General features: G+C 71.9%; 22 protein-coding genes. 15 read left to right on the top strand and 7 right to left on the bottom strand.

The features are described 5' to 3' along the window. Positions 1 to 28: 28 nt before the first annotated feature. The 3 genes from JOB34_RS04870 to JOB34_RS04860 are packed head-to-tail and all read right to left on the bottom strand — an operon-like array spanning position 29 to position 2,930. On the bottom strand, positions 29 to 1,192 hold the full coding sequence (locus JOB34_RS04870; RefSeq protein WP_208051639.1) for an ArsA-related P-loop ATPase: 1,164 nt from the start codon (positions 1,190 to 1,192) through the stop codon (positions 29 to 31). Further along, positions 1,192 to 2,166 carry an ArsA-related P-loop ATPase gene (locus JOB34_RS04865; RefSeq protein WP_208051638.1) on the bottom strand — a complete coding sequence of 325 codons (975 nt, stop codon included), beginning with the start codon at positions 2,164 to 2,166 and terminating at the stop codon, positions 1,192 to 1,194. The genes JOB34_RS04870 and JOB34_RS04865 overlap by 1 nt, the downstream gene beginning before the upstream one ends. Then, the gene (locus JOB34_RS04860) at positions 2,163 to 2,930 is read right to left on the bottom strand and encodes an alpha/beta hydrolase (protein WP_208051637.1); all 768 of its coding nucleotides are present in this window, start codon (positions 2,928 to 2,930) and stop codon (positions 2,163 to 2,165) included. The genes JOB34_RS04865 and JOB34_RS04860 overlap by 4 nt, the downstream gene beginning before the upstream one ends. Positions 2,931 to 3,050: 120 nt before the next feature. Between JOB34_RS04860 and JOB34_RS04855 the strand changes: the two genes are divergently transcribed. The 3 genes from JOB34_RS04855 to JOB34_RS04845 are packed head-to-tail and all read left to right on the top strand — an operon-like array spanning position 3,051 to position 4,535. Beyond that, on the top strand, positions 3,051 to 3,209 hold the full coding sequence (locus JOB34_RS04855) for a DUF4177 domain-containing protein (protein WP_208051636.1): 159 nt from the start codon (positions 3,051 to 3,053) through the stop codon (positions 3,207 to 3,209). Continuing rightward, positions 3,209 to 3,670: a RidA family protein gene (locus JOB34_RS04850; protein ID WP_208051635.1), complete on the top strand. Its 462-nt coding sequence runs from the start codon at positions 3,209 to 3,211 to the stop codon at positions 3,668 to 3,670. Before JOB34_RS04855 ends, JOB34_RS04850 begins: the two co-directional genes overlap by 1 nt. Then, a complete protein-coding gene (locus JOB34_RS04845; protein ID WP_347813724.1) occupies positions 3,663 to 4,535 on the top strand; it encodes an NUDIX hydrolase in 873 nt (290 codons plus the stop codon). Before JOB34_RS04850 ends, JOB34_RS04845 begins: the two co-directional genes overlap by 8 nt. Before the next feature lie 3 nt (positions 4,536 to 4,538). On the opposite strand, the gene JOB34_RS04840 is transcribed toward JOB34_RS04845, so the two are convergent. Continuing rightward, complete coding sequence (locus JOB34_RS04840; protein WP_208051633.1) at positions 4,539 to 5,405, bottom strand: GH25 family lysozyme; 867 nt, start codon at positions 5,403 to 5,405, stop codon at positions 4,539 to 4,541. A gap of 162 nt (positions 5,406 to 5,567) precedes the next feature. Here JOB34_RS04840 and JOB34_RS04835 point away from each other — a divergent pair, with 162 nt between their 5' ends. Then, entirely contained in the window at positions 5,568 to 6,278 is a 711-nt protein-coding gene (locus JOB34_RS04835) for an MBL fold metallo-hydrolase (protein ID WP_243757611.1), read from the top strand. Between the two features lie 18 nt (positions 6,279 to 6,296). On the opposite strand, the gene JOB34_RS04830 is transcribed toward JOB34_RS04835, so the two are convergent. Further along, complete coding sequence (locus JOB34_RS04830; RefSeq protein ID WP_208051631.1) at positions 6,297 to 6,974, bottom strand: Crp/Fnr family transcriptional regulator; 678 nt, start codon at positions 6,972 to 6,974, stop codon at positions 6,297 to 6,299. 124 nt (positions 6,975 to 7,098) lie between these two features. Between JOB34_RS04830 and nth the strand changes: the two genes are divergently transcribed. Next, positions 7,099 to 7,758: an endonuclease III gene (nth, locus tag JOB34_RS04825; RefSeq protein ID WP_208051712.1), complete on the top strand. Its 660-nt coding sequence runs from the start codon at positions 7,099 to 7,101 to the stop codon at positions 7,756 to 7,758. Beyond that, positions 7,755 to 8,399, top strand: coding sequence for a CoA pyrophosphatase (locus tag JOB34_RS04820; RefSeq protein ID WP_347813723.1), 645 nt, complete (start codon positions 7,755 to 7,757; stop codon positions 8,397 to 8,399). The genes nth and JOB34_RS04820 overlap by 4 nt, the downstream gene beginning before the upstream one ends. A 29-nt stretch (positions 8,400 to 8,428) precedes the next feature. Here the strand turns inward: JOB34_RS04820 and JOB34_RS04815 are convergent, their stop codons facing one another. Next, positions 8,429 to 8,866: a phage holin family protein gene (locus JOB34_RS04815; protein WP_208051630.1), complete on the bottom strand. Its 438-nt coding sequence runs from the start codon at positions 8,864 to 8,866 to the stop codon at positions 8,429 to 8,431. Between the two features lie 196 nt (positions 8,867 to 9,062). On the opposite strand from JOB34_RS04815, the gene JOB34_RS04810 reads away from it, so the two are divergent. From JOB34_RS04810 to JOB34_RS04770, 9 genes are all read left to right on the top strand, one after another. Then, a complete protein-coding gene (locus tag JOB34_RS04810; protein ID WP_208051629.1) occupies positions 9,063 to 10,259 on the top strand; it encodes a cation:proton antiporter in 1,197 nt (398 codons plus the stop codon). Continuing rightward, positions 10,256 to 10,729 carry a GNAT family N-acetyltransferase gene (locus JOB34_RS04805; RefSeq protein WP_208051628.1) on the top strand — a complete coding sequence of 158 codons (474 nt, stop codon included), beginning with the start codon at positions 10,256 to 10,258 and terminating at the stop codon, positions 10,727 to 10,729. The genes JOB34_RS04810 and JOB34_RS04805 overlap by 4 nt, the downstream gene beginning before the upstream one ends. Positions 10,730 to 10,823: 94 nt before the next feature. After that, positions 10,824 to 11,657, top strand: coding sequence for a Fic family protein (locus JOB34_RS04800; RefSeq protein ID WP_347813722.1), 834 nt, complete (start codon positions 10,824 to 10,826; stop codon positions 11,655 to 11,657). Positions 11,658 to 12,225: 568 nt separating this feature from the next. Then, complete coding sequence (locus tag JOB34_RS04795) at positions 12,226 to 12,954, top strand: hypothetical protein (protein ID WP_208051626.1); 729 nt, start codon at positions 12,226 to 12,228, stop codon at positions 12,952 to 12,954. After that, complete coding sequence (locus JOB34_RS04790) at positions 12,951 to 14,084, top strand: TadA family conjugal transfer-associated ATPase (RefSeq protein WP_347813721.1); 1,134 nt, start codon at positions 12,951 to 12,953, stop codon at positions 14,082 to 14,084. Before JOB34_RS04795 ends, JOB34_RS04790 begins: the two co-directional genes overlap by 4 nt. After that, positions 14,081 to 14,782, top strand: a complete 702-nt coding sequence (locus JOB34_RS04785; RefSeq protein ID WP_208051625.1) for a type II secretion system F family protein — start codon at positions 14,081 to 14,083, stop codon at positions 14,780 to 14,782. Before JOB34_RS04790 ends, JOB34_RS04785 begins: the two co-directional genes overlap by 4 nt. Beyond that, positions 14,779 to 15,345 (top strand): type II secretion system F family protein, encoded by a 567-nt coding sequence (locus tag JOB34_RS04780; protein WP_208051624.1) that lies wholly within the window; start codon positions 14,779 to 14,781, stop codon positions 15,343 to 15,345. Before JOB34_RS04785 ends, JOB34_RS04780 begins: the two co-directional genes overlap by 4 nt. 189 nt (positions 15,346 to 15,534) lie before the next feature. Continuing rightward, complete coding sequence (locus JOB34_RS04775; RefSeq protein ID WP_208051623.1) at positions 15,535 to 15,753, top strand: DUF4244 domain-containing protein; 219 nt, start codon at positions 15,535 to 15,537, stop codon at positions 15,751 to 15,753. Continuing rightward, a complete protein-coding gene (locus tag JOB34_RS04770; RefSeq protein ID WP_208051622.1) occupies positions 15,750 to 16,115 on the top strand; it encodes a TadE family type IV pilus minor pilin in 366 nt (121 codons plus the stop codon). Before JOB34_RS04775 ends, JOB34_RS04770 begins: the two co-directional genes overlap by 4 nt. A 341-nt stretch (positions 16,116 to 16,456) precedes the next feature. Here the strand turns inward: JOB34_RS04770 and JOB34_RS04760 are convergent, their stop codons facing one another. Continuing rightward, the gene (locus tag JOB34_RS04760) at positions 16,457 to 18,691 is read right to left on the bottom strand and encodes a DEAD/DEAH box helicase (RefSeq protein ID WP_208051710.1); all 2,235 of its coding nucleotides are present in this window, start codon (positions 18,689 to 18,691) and stop codon (positions 16,457 to 16,459) included. Positions 18,692 to 18,787 lie beyond the last annotated feature (96 nt).

The following is an 18,787-nucleotide window of genomic DNA, read 5'->3' as shown; positions in this document are numbered from 1 at the left end:
GACGCGCTCCGCGCCCGGACGGCTCCGGCTAGCCACTGCTGAGCGCCGCCCCGATTTCCCGGAGCTGGTCGACGTCGTTCACGTCGCTGCCGGATGTCGGCACGTGGACCTGGGGAATGTCCTCGTGAGCGGCTGTGAACCGCGCGACCGCTGCACGGTGTCGTGCCGCCTGGTCGGCAGCCTCAGCGTGCACCTGCAGCAGGGCCGCGGTGTCCGCCGGCCGCCATCCCTCGGCGCGGGCCGGTAGGTCCCGAATGGCCTGCGCCGTCTCCGTCGCCCGCGCCGCGGACAGCGACGGGATGGTGATCGACTGCAACCGGTTGACCACGAGCCCGGCCAGTGGCATCCCCTCCGACGCGAGGCGATCCACGAAGAACGACGCCTCGCGCAGGGCGTCCCGCTCGGGGGACGCGACGACGAGGAACGCCGTGCTCGCATCGCTGAGCGCCGCGTACGTCACCTCGGCACGCTCCCGGAAACCGCCGAACATGGTGTCCAGCGCCGCGATGAACGTCTGCGCGTCCTTCAGCATCTGCGCGCCGAGGATCTTCGACATCACCCCGGTGACACCGCTCACCCCCACCGACACGACCTTCAGGTACGCCCGGCCGCCCACCTTGGCGGGTGCGGTCATCAACCGGATGAATCGCCCGTCGAGGAAGGAGCCGAGCTTCTTGGGCGCGTCCAGGAAGTCCATGGCCGACCGCGAGGGAGGGGTGTCCACGACGATCAGGTCCCACCGCCGGTCGCCGTCGACCATCTCCTGCTGCAGCTGACCCAGCCGCTCCATCGCCATGTACTCCTGGGTGCCGGCGAACGAGCTGGACACGGCCTCGTAGAACGGGTTGGCCATGATCGCGGCGGCCTTCTCCGGCGTGGAGTGCGACATCACGACCTCGTCGAAGGTCCGCTTCATGTCCAGCATCATCGCGTCGAGCGACCCACCGGCCGAGGCGTCGATGGTGTGCACGGGCGCCGGATCGTTGTCCAGATGCTCCAGGCCGAGCGCCTGCGCCAGACGGCGCGCCGGATCGATGGTGAGGACGACGACCGACCGGCCGGCCTCCGCGGCACGGATCGCCACGGCGGCCGCGGTCGTGGTCTTGCCCACGCCTCCGGACCCGCAGCAGATCACGGTGCGAATCGTGGGGTCGTCGATCAGGTCGTCGACGTCCAGCTTCGGAGTCGTCATCACACCCCCTGCCGGTGCAGGTCGGCGGCGAGCTGGCGCAGCCCGCCTGCATCCATGCCGTCCAGCAGCGCGGGCAGCCGCACGATCGGCAGGTCGAGGGAGGTGAGCCGCGCGCGTTCGCGCTCCTCCAGGGAGAGCCGCTCGTCCAGGCGGCGGCCGGACTCCACGAGCCCGTCGACGAGCGTGGGCCCCACCCGCAGTCCGCCGGCGGCAAGGTCGGCGCTCAGCGGCTCCACGTCGAAGTCGGCGCCCTGCAGCAGAGCGCGGGACCGTTTGCCGAGCAGCGCCGCGCGTTCCTGATTGACGATGATCGACCCCATCGGCAACCCCTCGGCCCGCAGCTCGGCCGTGGCGTCGATCGTCTCCTGCACCGGCATCTCCTCGGCGACCGCCACCAGGTGCACCCGGCTGCGGCCGGAGGTCAGCATCTGCATGATCGAGTCGGCCTGCTTCTTGATCGGACCCATCTTCGCCAGCCCCGACAACTCCCGGTTGACGGCGAGGAACTTACCGATCCGACCGGTCGGGGGAGCATCGACGACGACGGCGTCGTACTGCTGGAAACCGCGCCGCGCGTGGTGCTCGTCGCGGCGTACGACCTCGTAGACCTTTCCGATGACCAGGACGTCGCGCATGCCCGGCGCGATGGTGGTCGCGAAGTCGATGGCACCGAACTTCTCCAGCAGGCCACCGGCCCGGCCCAACTTGTAGAACATCTGCAGGTATTCGAGCAGTGCGGCCTTCGGATCGATGGCGAGCCCGCGCACCTCGCCGCCCTCCAGTCCGCGCGCCACGTGGGTCTCCTCGTCGCCGAGCGGTGCGACGTCGAAGACCTGGCTGATGCCGCCGCGCCCCTCGACCTCGACCAGCAGGACCCGCCGGCCGTCGTGCGCCAGGGCGAGCGCCAGGGCGGCGGCGACCGTCGTCTTACCGGTGCCGCCCTTGCCCGAGACGATGTGCAGCTGTGCGGTCACCGGTCGCGCCCGCCGGTGTCGGCCAGTGCGGCCAGGTCGGCGACGGTCTCGCGAACGATCGCGAACGCCGCGGACTGCGGGTCGATGACGTCGAAGTGGTCGGCGTCGTCGACCACCCGCAGCCGAGCATCGGGTACGGCGTCCGCGTAGCTCCGCGAGATCTCCAGCGGCACCTGCTCGTCACGCGTGCCGTGGATCGCGACCACCGGGGCCGCGGGCGCGCCGAGCCGGGCCGGATCCGCCTGCTCCCACGCGGCGGGGTCCTCCTGCGGCGTGCTGCCCATCAGGGCCTCCGCGGCGCCCCCGCCCAGGCCGAGCTCGTGCACCAGGTGCAGGTCCACGCAGCCCGCCAGAGCGACTGTGCCGATCACGGCGCTCGCGTCGGGCTGCGCCGCGAGCCAGGAGACCAGGTGCCCGCCGGCCGAATGCCCCACCAGGACGACTGGATCCGGCAGATCGGTGCGTGCGCTCGCGGCGGCCAACACCCTCAGCAGGTCGGCCCGCATGTCCGGCCACCCGCCGCGCGGCGCCCGCCGATACTCCGGCACCACCACGTGGAAGCCGTCCTGCCTGAAGGCCTCGGCCTCGCTGCCCGTGTGGGAACGGTCGGTGGCAGGTCGCCAGAATCCGCCGTGCACGACGATCACGGTCACCCCGCGGGCCGGCCCGGCCGGTCGGCGTACGTCGTAGACCTGGTCCGGCTCGACGCCGTACGCGGTGGTCTCGTCGGGAGGCGCCGCGGCGCGGTCCAGCACGGAAGCCATGCTGGGAAGCCTACGCAGCCCACTGTCGGGTTCGCACCGACCGGTCGTGCCCTGCCAGACTGCGATGGAATCCGTCCGCTCCACGAGCGGACCAGACCCGAACGACGACGAGGAGAACCCGTGACCACCTGGGAGTACGCCACCGTTCCGCTGATCGTGCACGCGACCAAGCAGATCCTGGATCAGTGGGGCGAGGACGGGTGGGAGCTCGTGCAGGTGCTGCAGAGCCCGGACGGCGGCAACCTGGTCGCCTACCTGAAGCGGCCCAAGACCGTCTGATGTCGCAGGTCGAGGACCGGCTCGCGGCCATGGGACTGCGGGTACCCGACGTGGTCGCGCCCCTGGCGGCGTACGCGCCGGCGGTGCGGTACGCCGACACCGTGCAGACCTCGGGCCAGCTGCCGATGGTCGACGGGTCGCTCGTGACCACCGGCAAGGTGGGCGCGCAGGTCAGTCCGCAGGAAGCGGCGGATCTGGCGCGCATCTGCGCGCTCAACGCCATCGCCGCGGTGAAGTCGCTGGTCCCCGACCTCGACACCGTGCGGGTGGTCAAGGTCGTCGGGTTCGTCGCCAGCGACCCGTCCTTCACCGGGCAGCCCGCGGTGGTCAGCGGCGCGAGCGAGCTGCTCGGCGCGGCGTTCGGCGAGGACGGCGTGCACGCCCGATCCGCGGTGGGGGTGGCCGTGCTGCCGCTCGATGCCCCCGTCGAGGTCGAGATCACCGTCGTCGTGCGTGGCTGAGCGCGTGACCGGTTCCGCGGTCCCCACCCGCGAGCAGGTCTTCGTGGCCGGTGGGCCGGTCGGGGAGTCGGCCCGTCTGTGGCTGGACGCCGGATCGCCGGCCGGCGTGCCGCCGCGGCGCGCCTCGACGGTGATGGTGCTGCGGCACGGCCGGTCCGACGGCGGCCCGGAGGTGTTCATGCTGCGCCGGGTCGCGTCGATGGCCTTCGCGCCCTCGATGTGGGTCTTCCCCGGCGGCGGGGTCGATCCACGCGACGCTGATGTCGATGTCCCCTGGGCGGGTCCGACCCCGCAGGAGTGGGCGGTGCGTCTCGGAGTGCCGCGCGAGGAGGCGGTCGAGCTGGTGTGCGCCGCCGTCCGCGAGGTCTTCGAGGAATGCGGCGTCCTACTCGCCGGGCGCGCTGCCGACGAGGTGCTGGCCGACGTGACCGGCCCGACCTGGCAGGGGCACCGGGCGGCGCTGCTCGCCAAGGAGCTGTCCATGTCGCAGCTGCTGTCCCATGAGGGGCTGGTGCTGCGCTCGGATCTGCTGTCGTTCCAGGACCATTGGCTGACACCGGAGTTCGAGAAGCGGCGCTACGACACCTACTTCTTCGCCGCGCTCCTGCCCGAAGGTCAGCGCGCCGACGACCAGACCAGCGAGGCGGACATCTCGCGCTGGGTCGCACCCGCTGATCTGATCGCCGACGTCGCATCCGGCGAGGCATCGATGCTGGCGCCCACCGTCACCAACCTCGAACGCCTCGATCAGGCGAGCGGTCCGGAGGACGTCATCGCCTCCACGCCGCCCGTCGTACCCGTGATGCCCGTGGCCGAGTACGACGGGGCGCGCGTAGTGCTGCGGGCGCGACTGCCGATCCGCTGAGCTTCAGCGCAGGGCGAGCGACCGCAGACCGGCGATGGTGCCGTTGAACCGGTTCTTGTCCAGGCCACCGCTCTGGCTGTACTGCCAGATGTAGGAGGACTTCGTGCCGGCCGGGAGCTGCGTCGGCACGTGGCTGTACTGAGCGATCCAGAACGGCGTCAGCCCGGCAAGCGCCGAGGTGTTGCCGGTGCAGGTCGCCCACCAGTCGTACGTCGTGTAGACGACGGGGTAACGGCCGGTGCGGTAGTGGTAGCGATTCACGAACGACTTGATCCAGGACGTCATCCCGGACCAGCCGTAGCCGTAGCAGGACGAGCCGTACGGGTTGTACTCGATGTCGAGCGCGCCCGGCAGGGTGCGGCCGTCCCGGGACCAGCCGCCGCCGTGTGCGATGAAGTAGTCGGCCTGGTAACTGCCGCTCGACTGGTTGGGCAGCGCGAAGTGGTAGGCGCCACGGATCATCCCCGAGGAGTAGGAACCGGAGTACTGCGACCCGAACCGGGAGCTGGTGTAGTTGGTGCCCTCGGTCGCTTTGACGTAGGCGAACTGGAAGCCCTCGGCCCGCAGCGTCCCCCAGGCCACCGAGCCCTGGTACGCGGAGACGTCCACCCCGTAGGCGTTGCCGCTGGTGTACATCGGGGCCATCTGCTGCGAGGCCTGCCGGGTGGAGGATGCCTTCTTGGACTCCCAGCCGGGGTAGGCACCGCCGGCGGTGGTGATTCCCGCGGCGCGCGCCGCAGCGGTGGGTGTCGGGAGCGCGGGCTTGGCGTGGGCCTGCGCCATCGGCATGGCAGCCGCCATCCCGAGCGTCACGATGGAGGTGCCACACAGGGCACGCAGCACGTTCTTCATGGTGGGGGGTCCGTTCATCGGGGGAGAGGCGAGCGTCACCGACACAGGTGAACAACGGGTGCGGCGTAGCCCAGGAGTTCTCCAGTTCTCCGTCAAGATGTACCAATGGCAGACACGATATGGCGTGGTGGTGCTGTTACGCACGGGGCAGAAGTGATTCTCTGCCCCAACCCGGGCCCGATGACACTGGACGGAACCAACACCTGGGTGCTGCACACGCCGGGTGGCGACGAGGCCGTGGTGGTCGATCCGGGGCCTCTGGAGGAGGGGCATCTGCAGGCGGTCCTCGAGGTCGTCCGGGCCGCCGGGGCGCGGGTGGCGCTCACCCTGCTCACCCACGGTCACTTCGATCACGCGGAGTCCGCGGACCGCTGGGCGGAGCTGACCGGGGCGCCGGTGCGCGGCGCCGGGCACGGGCGCGCGTTCACTGATGATGAGTGGATCACGGTGGGGGATCTGCGCATCCAGGTGCTGCTCACGCCTGGGCACACGAAGGACTCGGTGTCGTTCCTGGTGCCCGACCAGCAGTTGCTGCTGACCGGCGACACGGTGCTCGGCCGCGGGACGAGCGTGGTCGCGCACCCCGACGGGGAGCTCGCGGCGTACCTCGCCTCGCTCGACCGGCTCGCCGGCGTCGCCGGGGGTGTGACGCTCGGTCCCGGCCACGGGCCGACGCACGCCGACGCCGCGGCGGTCATCGCGCAGTACGCCCGGCACCGGCTGCAGCGGCTGGATCAGGTGCGGGCAGCGCTGGCGGCCGGAGCCGGTGATGCGGACGACGTCGCGCAGGCCGTCGTGGAGCAGGTCTACGCGGACGTGCCGCGCGAGGTGTGGCCCGCGGCGCACAAGACCGTGCAGGCGCAGCTGGACTATCTGGCCGCGAGAGGCTGACGCCGGCGCGTCAGTGGGTCAGCGCGCGCGGTGCTGCAGGCGTTCGACGTCGATCAGCGTGACGGCCCGCGCCTCCAGCTTGATCCAGCCGCGGGAGCTGAAGTCGGCCAGGGCCTTGTTGACCGTCTCGCGGGAGGCGCCGACCAGCTGGGCGAGCTCCTCCTGGGTCAGGTCGTGCGCGACGAGCACCCCGTCCTCGGCCGGCTGACCGAACCGGGACGACAGGTCGAGCAGCGCCTTCGCGACACGACCGGGCACGTCGGAGAAGACCAGGTCGCCGAGCGCCTCGTTGGTGCGGCGAAGCCGGCGAGCCAAGGCGCCGAGCATGGTCATCGCGACCTCGGGCCGGTCCTTGAGAAACTCGGTCATGTCCGCGTGGGCGAGGCCGGCCAGCTCGGTGTCGGCGACGGCCGTTGCGGTCGCCGTGCGGGCGCCGGGGTCGAAAAGGCTGAGTTCGCCGAGCATCTCGCCCATGCCGAGGATCGCGAGGAGGTTCTCCCGGCCGTCCATCGAACGGCGGCCGAGCTTCACCTTGCCGGCGGTGATGACATAGAGCGTGTCGCCCTGGTCGCCCTCTTTGAACAGCTCTCGTCCGCGAGCGACCTTGGTGCGCGACATCGACTCGAGGAGAGCCTCAGCAGCGCTGTCGTCGAGTGCGGCGAACAATGGCGCCTTGCGTACGGCCTCGGTTTCCACGGGGTTAGTGTGCCACGTCACCATCGCGTCGGCGCGTCGTCCGGACCCCCTTAGTCTCGGTCGGGTGAAACGTCTCGATGTCACCGCCGAGAGCGCCGTGTCGCGCACGCGCCGCGCTCGCAAGATGTACCGCGTCCTGCACGACACCTACCCCTACGCCCGGTGCGAGCTGGACTTCAGCACGCCGCTGGAGTTGCTGGTCGCGACGATCCTGTCCGCACAGACCACCGATGTCGGCGTCAACAAGGTCACGCCGACCCTCTTCGCGCGCTATCCGGACGCCGCGGCGTACGCCGGAGCGGACCGCGAACAGCTGGAACAGCTCCTCAGACCGACCGGTTTCTTCCGGGCCAAGACCAACGCCGTGATGACCCTGGGCCAGACGCTGGTCGAGCGGTACGACGGCGAGGTGCCGCCCCGCCTGAAGGACCTGGTGACACTGCCGGGCGTGGGCCGAAAGACCGCGAACGTGGTGCTGGGCAACGCTTTCGGCATCCCGGGTCTCACCGTGGACACCCACTTCGGGCGGCTCGTACGACGCTTCGGCTGGACCGTGCTGGACGACCCGGTCAAGGTCGAGCAGGAGATCGGCGCGCTGTTCCCCCGCAAGGACTGGACCATGCTCAGCAACGTCCTGATCTTCCACGGGCGCCGGATGTGTCACGCCAAGAAGCCTGCCTGCGGGGTGTGCCCGATCGCCCGGTGGTGTCCGTCGTACGGCGACGGCGAGACCGATCCGGAGAAGGCGCGCAAACTGCTGAAGTACGAGATGGCGCCTGCGTGACTGACATCCATCCGGTGCCGTCCTGGTTGACGGGCATCGAGGAGCAGGCCGCCGGCCGGATGCCGACCTTCCCCGTCGGCGAGGACGGCGAGGGCCGCCGGTCCGCGGTGCTGATGCTGTTCGGTCCGCGCGACGGCGGCGGTGAGGACATCGTGCTGACCCAGCGGGCCGACACGTTGCGCCAGCACGCCGGTCAGGTGTCGTTTCCCGGGGGCGGCGTGGATCCGCAGGATGCCTCGCCGCAGGAGACGGCGCTGCGCGAAGCGCACGAGGAGATCGGACTGGACCGCGCGGGGGTGCGGGTGCTCGGCACGCTGCCGGCACTGCCCTTGAGCGTCACCGGCTTTCACGTGACACCGGTGGTGGCCTGGTGGGAGTCGCCGTCGCCGGTGCACGCGGCGGAGGCGGAGGTCGCGAGGGTGGAGCGGGTGCCGATCGCCGATCTGATGGACCCGGCGAACAGGTTCACCGCGATCGCGCCGGCACGCCGGTTCGCGGCCCCGGCGTTCGAGGTGGACGGGCTCTACATCTGGGGGTTCACCGCGATCGTGCTGGACGCGCTGCTCACCCTCACCGGCCACACGCTGCCGTGGGACGAGAGCGACGAACGCGTCGTGCCCGAGAGGTACCGCCGCCGCTGAAGTGGCGGCGGGCGACCGGTGGGTGTGCCCTACGAGGCCTTGGGGGGCTTGACGGCGGCGATGGCCTTCTGGCTGGTGTCGATGGTGCGCTCGGGCTTGCCCTTGATCTTTTTTAGGGCGCTGATGCCGAGCAGTGCCAGCACGATGGTGATCAGCAGGAGCACGCCCCCGATGATCAGGAATCCCGCCCAGGTCGGCACGACGAGGGCCAGCGCCCAGGCGGCCGCGGTGAGCAGAAATCCGAGGGCGTAGAGACCGAAGAGGCCGGCGCCGGCGAGCAGACCTGCGCCCTTGCCGCCCTTGGCGACGTCCGCCTTGATCTCCAGCTTCGCCAGGGCGATCTCACCCTTGACGATGTCCTTGACGTCGGTCTGGGCGTCGGCGACCAACTGGCCGAGGGTGCGCTCGGTGCCGGCTGCGCGGCCGTTCAGACGGGTTGTCCCGGCGTCCTTGGTGCTCTGAGCCATCGGGTGTCTCCTTCGGTGCGGATCGGGTTCTCACCCATGACGTCTGTGGAGAGACTATCCACACCTCGCCCCCGCGCACGTGGTCGTCCCGATCTGCGGAGGGGGCGACCCCGGTGCTCCCGCCAGTAGGATTTCCCTCGGAGCGCCGGGAAGTCTGGTCGGCACAGTCTTTTCCGTGCCTACTAATGGGAGACCCATGACCGACACCATCCCCTTCGGCCGACTCGTCCTTCTCGCAGCTCTGGTGATCCTGTTGGCCCTTCTGGCGGGCCGGTTGACCGCGCGCATCAAGATCCCCGCCCCCCTGCTCGTGCTGAGTGCGGCGGCGATCGGGGTGCAGGTGATCCCGAGTTGGGACGCGCCGTCCGAGCAGACCGTCGAGCGGGTGGTCACCCTGGCCCTCGTCTGCATCCTGTTCGACGGCGGCATCGGCATGGGGTGGTCCAAGTTCCGCAGGACGGCGGCGCCGATCACGGTGGTCGGCGTGGTCGGAACGTTCCTCACCGTCGCCGGGATCGGCCTCTTCATCCATGTGGCGATCGGGCTCAGCTGGTACCTGGCGCTGCTCGTGGCCACCGCGATCTCGCCCACCGACCCCGCGGTGGTCTTCTCGGTGCTCGGGCAGCGGGAGATATCCGGTCGCAGCGGCACGATCCTCGAGGGCGAATCCGGAGCGAACGACCCGGTGGGTATTGCGCTCATGGCGAGTCTGATCGCGGCGGGCGGCGTCGGCGCGGGAGCGTTCGCGCACATCGCGGGAGCGTTCGCACTGCAGATGGGGGTCGGCGCCCTCGTGGGGGCGGTCTCGGCGTACGCGCTCGCGTGGTTCCTGCGATCGGTGACGCTGCCGAGCGAGAGCCTCTACCCCTTGAGGACGACAGCGTGCGCCTTCATCGTGTTCGGCGTCGCCACCGTCGCGCACGGCTCGGGATTTCTCGCGGTGTTCGTCGCGGGCATCCTGCTGGGCGACGTCGAAGGGCCGCACAAGCGCGAGATCGTGCGCTTCCACTCGGCGTTGGCCAGCCTGGCGGAGGTCGTGGCCTTCCTGGTGCTGGGACTGACGGTGAAGCTGCCGGAGCTCGCGCACCTGGACGTCTGGCTGCCCGGGGTGGTCATCGGCATCGTGCTCGCCGTCGTGGTGCGGCCGATCGCGGTCGCGCTCTGCCTGTCGCGCGCCGGGCTGGGCCGGGCCGAGCAGGCGTTCGTCATGTTCGCCGGATTGAAGGGTGCCGTGCCGATCCTTCTCGGAACCTTCATCCTGTCCAGCCACGCGCCGGAGGCCGAGCGGCTGTACGGGATCGTCATCGTCGTGGTCGTGGTCTCCGTGCTGGTGCAGGGCAGCTTCACGCCCTCGGTGGCCGAGCGCCTCGGTGTGACGGAGCCGGCATCGTGATCGACGTCGTCGAGCTCGGACCGGACGACTGGCGGGTGTGGCGCGACATCCGACTGGCGGCGTTGCGGGACGCGCCGGAGGCGTTCGGGTCGACCTCCGCGGACTGGAAGAACGCCGACGAGTCGCGCTGGCGAGGGCGGTTGACGGACATGCCGCTGCACGCGCTCGCTCGCCTGGACGACGTACCGGCGGGTGTCGTCAGCGTCACCGCGCCGGACGGGAGCGGACAGGTCGAGTTGATCTCGATGTGGGTCGCGCCGTTCGCGCGTGGACGGGCGGTGGGCGGCGCCCTGATCGAGTACGCGCTGCGCTGGGTGACCGACCGTCATCCCGACGTGCGCGTCGCGTTGCAGGTGCGCAAGCACAACGCGCCCGCCATCGGGCTCTACGAGCGGCACGGGTTCGTCCTGGCCGGTGAGAACCCCGAGGACGAGCTGGAGTTCGCGATGCGGTGGCGGGGAGCCATCTAGTCGTTGGAGTCGTGGCGCGCTCCATACGGCGCGCGACGATTCCCATCGCAGGCGGGCGACGTCCGCCGCGGGCCCTGTCCTAGGTTGGTGCGACGTGGCCGGACCTCTTGACACCCTCATCGCTCTGCCCGGGGTGTCCGCGGCCGTCGACGACGCGCGGGAGACCTGTACGGCGCTGCGCTGGCACCCTGCCCTGCGCCGCCGGATCCCGGAGGCGGCCACCGAGTCGCGGGTGCGTGGCGCGCGGGCGAGCGCGGCGCTGGACGGCGCGGAGTTCGCCGTCGACCTGGTGCGTGACCTCATGCGCGGGGCCGTGGCGTGGCCGGATCCGATCGGTCCGCTGGAGCAGGGGCTGCGGTCCTCCGTGCTCGCGACCGCGGAGACCGAGCGGATGGGCTCCCAGGTGCGGTCGTCGCCCGCCGGGGCGCTCGCCCGGCTGCACGTGGCCGCGTCCGCCGGCGTCGCCGATCCCGACGACGTCGGGCGGCCACGGGTCGCAGGGCAGGACAGCCGCGAACTGGTCGAGTTGAGCCCGGCGCCCGAGGCCGGCCACGCCGCCGAGCGGATGCGCGCGGTGGCGTCGCTGGTGGCCGACCCGCAGGGTGCGCCCGTCCTGGTGCTCGCCGCCGTCGCGCACGCGGAGATCGCGACCGCCCGCCCATTCGTACGCGGAAACGCTGTGGTGGCAAGGGCTTTCGAACGCGCAATCCTCATCGATGGTGGTGTGGACCCGACAGGTGTGGCCGTGCCGGAGTGGGGTCACGGCAGGCAGGGAGCCGTGGACTACCTCGGTGCGCTGTCGGCGTACGCGACGGGGAGCACGGACGGGGTGCGGCTCTGGCTGATCCACTGCGCCGAGGCCGTCGCGGCCGGCGCCCAGGAGGGCGGCCGGATCTGCGACGCGGTGCTCGCTGGGCGGCTCAGCTAACGGATTGTCCTCCTGTTCGGGGCCGTCCGCGAGGCCTTGTGTGACGGGCGGGGGAGGAGTAGACCTGTGGTCACAACTCCAGACCACGCGAACGACAGGTACCCACGCGCAGGCAGTTCACTGATGAACGCGATCGGTTTTACCGGACCATCTGACGGCCGGGCCGACACAACGCCGAGTGCACGCTTGGTAACCAGGTCACGCGCGTTGGCGAAGACGCCTCCACCGACTCTTGTGGGGGCGTCTTCGTTGTCCCCTCCTCGGGCCGCCGCACGGATATCACGCGAGACGCTTGCCCGGAAAGCCGCGACCCTCCACACTTGAAGAACGGCGCTCCCTTCGGGTTGCAGCGCCTGGGTCGGTTGCCCTCCCCCAGGGCGATCCACCAGAAAGGCCCCCGCCACCCCCCTGGCGGGGGTCTTTCTACGTCTCTTCGTCTCTTCATCTGAGGAGCCGAGGCCGATTCTCAGGGCCCCTCATCCACATCCCCCCGAGAAGCAGCCTCGGCATCCACAGGCGCTGACGCACCGGTGGGCCGCCCGGTTCCCGCACCGCTTCCATGTGGGACATGCGAACGAAGGGCGACCGGCGCGGGGCCGGCACGGCGGACGCCGTGGTGGTGATCGGGTGCGGAGGCGGCGCCGGGGCGTCCGTGCTGGTCACGGGACTGGCCGGTGCGGCCGATCGCCGCGGGCTGCGAGTGGTCGCGCTCGATCTCGACGCGTACGCCGGAGGGCTCGACGTCGTCTTCGGCATCGAACGCGCCGACGGGGTGCGGTGGGCCCAGGTGGCCGGATCCCTGGGCGCGCTGGACGGTGCTGCGCTGTACGACGCCCTCCCCGCTGCAGGCCCCGCCGTGCTGTCCTACGGCCGGGAGGGCACAGCAGCGCCGGCTCAGGTGGTGGCAGAGGCGGTGACCGCGCTGGCGGGATGCTGCGACCTGCTCTTGATCGACGCGCCACGGGACATCGACCCGCAGGACCTGCCGGCCGACGCGGTGCCGGTGCTGGTGGCGCACGGTTCGGTACGCGGCACCGCGGCAGTCGGCGTCGCGGTGGAGCGACTGCGGTCCGCGGGGCGGGACCCGGTCGTCGTGCTGCGGGACGCCTCGGATCGGCTGGCGGAGGAGCTGTCCGATGCGGTCGAGGTGCAGGTGGTGGCCCAGATGGGCTCCGAGCGGCGCGTGCGCAGCGACCTGGCCCGCGGCGAGCGGCCGGGGGCCCAGGGCGATCTGGCCAAGGTGTGCGATGAGCTGCTCGAGCGGCTACTCGCGCAGCGGTCCGAGGCGGCAGCGTGAGCATCGGGGAGGCGATGTGGGGCCGGATCCGCGAGGGCTCCGCTCCTACGCCGGAGTCCGTGGGCGAGCTGGCGTCACTCGACCGGGTCACCCTGGGCGCCGGTCGGGTGCAGCAGCTGCAGTCCCGGCTCAGCGCGGAGGTCTTCGGCGCCGGACCGCTCGAGGAGCTGCTTGCCCTGCCCGGCGTCACCGATGTGCTGGTCAACGGGACCGACGGGGTGTGGATCGACCGGGGCGAAGGCCTCGAACCCACGACCTGCGACGTTGGTGATGCGGCCGCGGTGCGCCGGCTCGCGGTCCGGCTGGCGACGAACGCCGGTCGACGGCTGGACGAGACGAGCCCGTACGTCGACGGACTGCTGACCGGTGGAGTGCGCCTGCACGCGGTGCTGCCGCCCCTGGTGCCCGACGCTGCCCACATCAGCCTCCGGGTGCCGCGGCGACATACCCCGACGCTGCAGGAGTTGCAGGCGAACTCGACGATCTGCGCGGTCGGGGCGCAGGTGCTCGACCGGCTGGTGCGCTCCCGGATCGCGTTCGTGGTGACCGGCGGCACCGGTTCCGGCAAGACCACCCTGCTCGGGGCGCTGCTGTCGCAGGTGCCCGCGGGCGAGCGGATCGTCGTGGTCGAGGACGTCCGTGAGCTGCGGATCGAGCACCCGCACGTGGTGGCGCTGCAGGGACGCACCCCGAACGTCGAGGGCGCCGGCGCCGTCCCGCTGGAGGTGCTGGTGCGCCAGTCGCTGCGGATGCGTCCCGATCGGCTGGTCGTCGGCGAGGTGCGCGGCGCGGAGGTGCGCGAACTCCTGAGCGCCCTCAACACCGGCCACGACGGCGGATGCGGCACGGTGCACGCCAACACCGCCGCCGACGTCCTCGCCCGGTTCGAGGCACTCGGCGCCCTCGCCGGGATGTCCCAGCACGCCGTCCGCAGCCAGCTCGTGAGCGCGGTCAAGGTCGTGGTCCACCTGCGCCGCGAAGGGGCCGATCGGGTGGTGAGCGAGATCGCGGTCATCGGCTGGGACGGCGACGCGTTGTGCGTGCGGCCCGCCCTGGCCCGCCGGGACGGCACCATGCACCGTGAGGCCGCCTGGCCGGTGCTCGACCGCATGCTGGGCGACGCACCGTGATCACCGCGCTGGTCTGCCTGTGCATCGCGGTGCTGTGCTGGCCGCTGCGCCATCCTCGACCGGACCTGCCGGCCAGGACCGCAAGGTTTCGCCGGGTCGCGATCGGGCGGTTGCGGCGCGGCAGGGCGCAGGACCCGGTCCGGGCAGTCTTGACCACCCTGGTCGAGGGCATCGCTCCTGCGGTCGAGGCCGGGGTCCCACCGCCCGTCGCGGTCGCCACGGCCGCGTCGGTCGCCGCCCGCACCGTCGAGATGCCCGAGCTGGCAGCAGAACTCGCGGACCTGTCGTCCCTCGCTCGGAGCGGAGCGCCCCTCGCTCAGGCGTGGGCGGATCTGGCCGCGCGGCATCCGGGCGCCGGTCTCGAAGCCGTGGCCCGTGCGTGGTCCCTGTCCGACCGGATCGGCTGCGGACTGAGCGAGGCCTTGAGCACGGCCGTCACCTCGATGCGCGAACAGGAGGACCACCGTCGCAGGGTCGCCGCGGCCACCGCCGGTCCGCGCGCCACCATGCAGTTGCTCACGCTGCTGCCGATCGCGGGGATCGCCATCTCGGCGTTCATCGGGGTGAACCCGGTCCGTCTCTACGCCGGGACGCCGGGCCTGGTCGCCCTGCTGCTCGGAGTGCTGCTGCTGTGGGCGGGCCGCCGGATGATCCGAGCGATGATCGCGCGATCGTGTGCGCCGGGGCCCCTGCGATGAACCCGTCCGCGCCGGGAGCGTGGTGGTGCGCGGTCCTGCTCGTGGCGGTGACCCCGCTGGTGTGGCCACGGGCGTTGCCGGCGTCCCGACCCACATCGTCCGTCCCGCCACCGGTGGTGGCCGAGGACGTGCGTGCGGTCGCCGCTTCGCTGGATCTGCTCGCTCTCGCGCTCGGCAGCGGGGTGCCTCTGGTGACGGCCGTCGAAGCCGTTGCAGAGGACGCCGGCGAGAAGGTCTCGCGGCACCTGCGGCAGGTGGCGGCGGCGATGCGGTGGGGTGTGGACGAGGTGCGCGCCTGGGATGGGCTGCCCGCAGTGTGGAAGCCGGCTGCGGCATCGCTGGCGCTCGCGGTGACCGCCGGAGTGCCGCCGGGCGCCCTGCTGCGGCGCGCGGCCGATGACATCCGTCGCGGCGAACGCCAACGCCTCGACGAGGCGATCGGTCGGGTCTCCGTGCTGACCGTGGTGCCGCTCGGGCTGTGCTTCCTGCCGGCGTTCGCGCTGCTGACGGTGGTGCCCGTGGTGATGACGATCGCCCGCAGCGTCCTGGCCGGCACGTCGTGAGCGGCCCCCCGGACCACCACGTGCGCGGTTTGCGTCGTTGGCCAGTGCTGCAGTCCTGGCCGCCGACGCAAACCGCCCACCTGGGCGCGGCACCCCACGCCCAGCGCACCACGTCATCCCCCGATCGGTGGATGGGCAGAGAGGCGACGACGGCGAGGGCCGGCACGCCATAGAGAGAGGCAGCAACAGATGACACGACTCATGGTGCGGATGCGCCGGTGGTGGACCAGGCGCTGGTCCGCGGTGACCTCCGCCGGACGACAAGCCGGGATGTCGACGGCCGAGTACGCGGTGGGCACCCTGGCGGCCGTCGCGTTCGCGGTGGTGCTGATCGGGGTGGTGAAGTCGGGAGCGGTGAAGACGGCCCTGACCTCGATCATCCAGCATGCGCTGAGCGTGGCGTCGTGACCCCGCGAGCTCGGCGGGCGGATGCCGGCATGGTCTCCGCCGAGCTCGCGGTCGCCCTGCCGGCGGTGGTCTTCGTGATGCTGGTGGCGCTCGGTGCGCTCATGGTCGGCGTCGACCAGATCCGCTGCACCGACGCCGCCCGGGTGGCTACCCGAGCCGCCGCCCGCGGTGATCCCGTCGACGCCGTACGGCGGGACGGCACACGCGCGGCACCTCCCGGGTCGTCCGTCGCCGTGCAGCCGGACGGCGACCTGGTGCGGGTGACGGTCACCACCCCGGTGCGGGGTCCGTTCGGGTGGGTCGCGGGCAGCGGCTCTCTGCACGCGACCGGGGTGGCGCAGGAGGAGGCGGCACCGCCGTGAGGTGGGCGCGTGATCGTGGGTCCGGCACGGTGCTCATGGTGGGAGTCATCGCGGTTGTGCTGTGCGTGCTGGGCGGCGGACTCGCGCTGGTGTCAGCGGTGCAGGCCAGCATGCGGGCGCGGACGGCAGCGGACATGGCCGCTCTTGCCGGCGAATCAGCCCTGCTGAAAGGCGGGGTGGACCCGTGCGCGGCTGCCGCGCGGGTGGCGTCGGCCGGCGGAGCCACGCTGCGGACGTGCATCCCGACCGGTGACAGCGTGACGGTCGATGTCACCGTGGTGACGCGCGCAACCGCCCGGCTGGGCCTGGGCGCGGCGAGCGCCCGATCCCGAGCGGGCGCCTCACCCCTCCCCGTCGACAGGGGCATCGCGCAGCAGCCGGTCCAGCAGCAGCACGGCGCCGGGCTTGTCCAGGGGCTCGTTGCCGTTGCCGCACTTGGGCGACTGCACGCATGACGGACATCCGTGCGCGCAGCTGCAGTCCGCGATCGCCGATCGGGTGGCCGCCAGCCAGGTGCGCGCCGCGGCGTACGCGCGCTCGGTGAAACCGGCGCCGCCCGGGTGGCCGTCGTAGACCACCACCGTCGGCACGCCGGTGTCCGGGTGCAGCGCGGTCGACACCCCGCCGATGTCCCACCGGTCGGACTGGGCCACGAGCGGCAGCATCCCGATGGAGGCGTGCTCGGCCGCGTGCAGCGCACCGGGCAGGTCGGCCGGGTCCAGACCCGTTGCGAGGGCGACGGATTCGGGCATCGTCCACCACACGCCTCTGGTCACCAGTTCGCGCTCGGGCAGGTCGAGGGGGTGCTCGCCCAGCACCTCGCCGGACGGCAGCCGGCGCAGGAAGGAGGTCACCTGACTGCGCACCCGGATGGTCCCGAAATGCAACTCGCAGTCGCCCCACACCTCGTGCCGGTGCGAGCTGACGATGTCGAACGAGCTGACCGACCGCGCCATCGTCGACCACCCGGGATCGCCCGGCACGACGTGCGCGCTGCCGTCGTCCAGGTCGAGCGCGGTCACCACGAACGGTGCTCCCTGGTGGGTGTAGACGGCACCGGTGTGCACCGTGGTGTGCGACCGGGCACCGTCGACCGTGCCGAGCACCCGCGCGGTGCGCGTCTCGACGATGCGCACGACGTCCTCACCGGAGCCGCGTAGCGAGAAGTGGTCGGCGGGGCGGTCCTCGCGTGCCCAGAACCACCCGCGAGGGCGGCGTCGCAGCACACCGCGCGCCACGAGCGCGGCCAGCAGACCCACCATGTCGTCACCGAAATAGGCGCTGTCTGCCACGGTCACTGGGAGCTCGGCCGCCGCGGCGGCCAGGTGCGGCGCGAGGACGTAGGGGTTGGCCGGGTCACAGACCGCCTGTTCGACCGGGCGGTCGAAGATCGCCGCGGGATGGTGGGTGACGAACGTGTCCAGCGGGTCGTCGGCCGCGACCATCACGACCAGCGACGGCGCTGCGCCGCGCCCGGCGCGGCCGGCCTGCTGGCGGAACGACGCGACCGTCCCCGGCCAGCCGGCCATCACGACGGCGTCCAGTCCGCTGATGTCGATGCCGAGCTCGAGGGCGTTGGTCGCCGCGAGACCCCGCAACGCGCCGCTGCGCAGCGCCGCCTCCAGCTCGCGGCGCTCCTCCGGCAGGTACCCCCCGCGGTACGCCGCCACGGTGGACCCGTCCGATCCCAGCGCCGCTCGCGTCATCTCCGCCACCACCTCGACGCCGACACGGGAGCGGGCGAAGGTCAGCGTCTGTACCCCCCGGCGTACGAGCGCGGTCATCAGGTCCGCCGACTCCGCGACCGCACTGCGGCGGCTCTCGCCCGTGGGATCCGAGGGCGCGCTGCCCGGCTCCCACAGCGCGTACGTCGTGGCGCCGTGCGGCGAGCCGTCCTCGTCGACCACCTGCACCGGTCGGCCCACGAGGCGCCCCAGCTGCTCGGACGGCGCGGCCGAGGTCGCGGATGCCAGCACGAACGTGGGGGAGGCGGAGTACCTCGCCGCGATCCGCTGCAACCGGCGCAGGATCAGCGCGACGTGCGCGCCGAAGACGCCTTTGTAGACGTGCGACTCGTCGACGACGACGTACCGCAACCGTCGTAGGAAGGAGGCCCACCGCTCGTGCTGCGGCAGCAGGGTGTGGTGCAGCAGGTCGGGGTTGGTGAGCACGAGGTGGGCGTGCTCGCGGATCCAGCGGCGTTCGTCGGTGGGGGTGTCGCCATCGAGGGTCGCCGCGCGGATGCCGGGGATGGCGTACGAGGCGATCCGGGCCTCCTGGTCGGCGCCGAGCGCCTTGGTCGGCGCCAGATAGATGGCGGTCGCCCCGCGTCCGGTCGGCGCCGACACGCCCTCGGAGAGGGCGGACAGCACAGGCAGCAGATAGGCCAGGCTCTTCCCGGACGCCGTGCCGGTGCAGATGCCGACGTCCACGCCTTCGTGGGCCAGGTCCGCGACATGCCGTTGGTGGGTCCACAGCTCGCGCACCCCCGTGCCCTCGATGGCGGCGCGGACGGGGGCGTGCACCCAGGTCGGCCACGGCGCGGAGGATGCCGGCCGGTCCGGGTCGGTGCGCATGTGCAGCAGCCGGCCCGTGCCGGCACCGGTCTGAGCGTCGAGTGCCGATGCGACGTCGGGTCGGCAGGCGCTGGACGTGATGATCGCTCCGTCCCT

This window comes from Allobranchiibius sp. GilTou38 (genome assembly GCF_017565325.1).
Taxonomy (GTDB): domain Bacteria; phylum Actinomycetota; class Actinomycetes; order Actinomycetales; family Dermatophilaceae; genus Allobranchiibius; species Allobranchiibius huperziae.
Note: the sequence above shows the minus strand (reverse complement) of the source record. Positions and strands in the feature narration are given on the sequence as shown.

Coding starts and splice junctions, on each gene's coding strand:
- JOB34_RS04870 (WP_208051639.1), bottom strand. CDS start 1,192: ATGACGACTCCGAAGCTGGACGTCGACGACCTGATCGACGACCCCACG.
- JOB34_RS04860 (WP_208051637.1), bottom strand. CDS start 2,930: ATGGCTTCCGTGCTGGACCGCGCCGCGGCGCCTCCCGACGAGACCACC.
- JOB34_RS04850 (WP_208051635.1), top strand. CDS start 3,209: ATGTCGCAGGTCGAGGACCGGCTCGCGGCCATGGGACTGCGGGTACCC.
- JOB34_RS04840 (WP_208051633.1), bottom strand. CDS start 5,405: ATGAACGGACCCCCCACCATGAAGAACGTGCTGCGTGCCCTGTGTGGC.
- JOB34_RS04835 (WP_243757611.1), top strand. CDS start 5,568: ATGACACTGGACGGAACCAACACCTGGGTGCTGCACACGCCGGGTGGC.
- nth (WP_208051712.1), top strand. CDS start 7,099: ATGTACCGCGTCCTGCACGACACCTACCCCTACGCCCGGTGCGAGCTG.
- JOB34_RS04815 (WP_208051630.1), bottom strand. CDS start 8,866: ATGGCTCAGAGCACCAAGGACGCCGGGACAACCCGTCTGAACGGCCGC.
- JOB34_RS04810 (WP_208051629.1), top strand. CDS start 9,063: ATGACCGACACCATCCCCTTCGGCCGACTCGTCCTTCTCGCAGCTCTG.
- JOB34_RS04795 (WP_208051626.1), top strand. CDS start 12,226: ATGCGAACGAAGGGCGACCGGCGCGGGGCCGGCACGGCGGACGCCGTG.
- JOB34_RS04780 (WP_208051624.1), top strand. CDS start 14,779: ATGAACCCGTCCGCGCCGGGAGCGTGGTGGTGCGCGGTCCTGCTCGTG.
- JOB34_RS04775 (WP_208051623.1), top strand. CDS start 15,535: ATGACACGACTCATGGTGCGGATGCGCCGGTGGTGGACCAGGCGCTGG.
- JOB34_RS04760 (WP_208051710.1), bottom strand. CDS start 18,691: ATGCGCACCGACCCGGACCGGCCGGCATCCTCCGCGCCGTGGCCGACC.